Source organism: Actinoplanes sp. KI2 (genome assembly GCF_025630775.1).
Classification (GTDB): Bacteria; Actinomycetota; Actinomycetes; order Mycobacteriales; family Micromonosporaceae; genus Actinoplanes.
Genome location: NZ_JAOSZE010000123.1, coordinates 1 through 1226 on the forward strand (window position 1 = coordinate 1; position 1226 = coordinate 1226).

Annotated in this window: 1 protein-coding gene; it reads right to left on the reverse strand. The window is 66.7% G+C overall.

Translation table 11 applies throughout. From position 1 onward, the window contains the following. Positions 1-51: 51 nt before the first annotated feature. Positions 52-1110 (reverse strand): glycoside hydrolase family 26 protein, encoded by a 1059-nt coding sequence (locus ODJ79_RS46560; RefSeq protein WP_263030182.1) that lies wholly within the window; start codon positions 1108-1110, stop codon positions 52-54. Positions 1111-1226: the final 116 nt, after the last annotated feature.

Consider the following 1226-nt stretch of genomic DNA (forward strand, 5'->3'; position numbering starts at 1 on the left):
AACGGCACGAGCCGCCCGGTGGGTTACCGGGCGGCTCGTGGTGGTGTTGGGTCAGCTGATTTTGACGTTGAAGATCGGGTTGGCGGCGAGGGTTTTGAACGCGGCCAAGTTCTTGGCGGTGGAGTTGATGCTGATGTCGCGGTCGCCCTGGTCGTCGTGCTTGGTGTCGAAGTACACGATCGCTTTGATCTTGGGGCGCTTGGCGAGCTCGGGCAGGACGCTGTTGTAGCCGGCGCTCTTGTCGGTGGTGTGCCCGATGCGGTGGTAGACGCCCCACTCGGCGATCATGATGGGCTTGCTGGCGTGCTTGGTGGTGGCCCAGTCGTACCAGCCCTGGCCGCCGCCGGTGGGCTTGCGGTCGAGCAGGTCGGCGAACTTGCCGTAGTGGTAGTAGCCCTTCTCGGCCGAGACGTAGGAGTCCAGGCCGACCCAGTCGACGACGTCGTCGCCGGGGTAGAGGTCCTTCCACCAGGACTGGGCCATCCACTTCTCGTTGCCCATGTAGGCGACCACGTTGATGGCGTTGGTGACGCCGTCGGCCTTGAGCCGCTGGATGGTGTGCCGGTACATGGCGGCGAAGTCCTTGGCTTCCATGCCGGAGCCCTTGCGGGCGATGACGTCGTTCTCCGGCTCGTGGTTGAGCACGAGGAAGAACTTCTTGTCGCCGTAGGTGGCCTTGACCCGCTTGGCGAAGGCGTCGATGCGCTTGTCCTGCTGGCCGGCGGCGACCTTGGCCCAGGTGGAGCCGTAGGCGATCTTCCAGTTGGTGAGCAGGACGCGGGGGTGGGCCGGGTCCTGGGTCATGGCGATCTCGGACTTGGTCGGGAAGACCTCGTCGCCCTTGTGGTAGGTGTGGAAGATCGACGCGGTCCGGCCGGAGAGCTTCTCCCAGTTCTTCAGCTCCGCGTCGCGGGGGGCGGAGGTGAACCCGCCGGCCGCGGCGCCCCAGAGCACGCCGCAGGACGGGACGAGTTTGGCGTCGGTGGTGCAGCGCGCGGCGGTGGGCGTGGCGGGGGCGGCGTGCGCGGCCTGCGCGGTGCCGGTGATCGCGGTGGTCGCGGCGATGATCGAACCGAGCAGGGTCACGGCCTTGTTCATCTTGCGGCGCAAGTCGCTTCTCCTCCGTTTGGCCCGGCCCTGTCAGCCGGTCACGTAAAGAGGGTTCGGAAGCGTCCGGTGCACGCCGGGGAGTCACGGGGTTAGCGAACGGTTGCGGCTCAACCTTT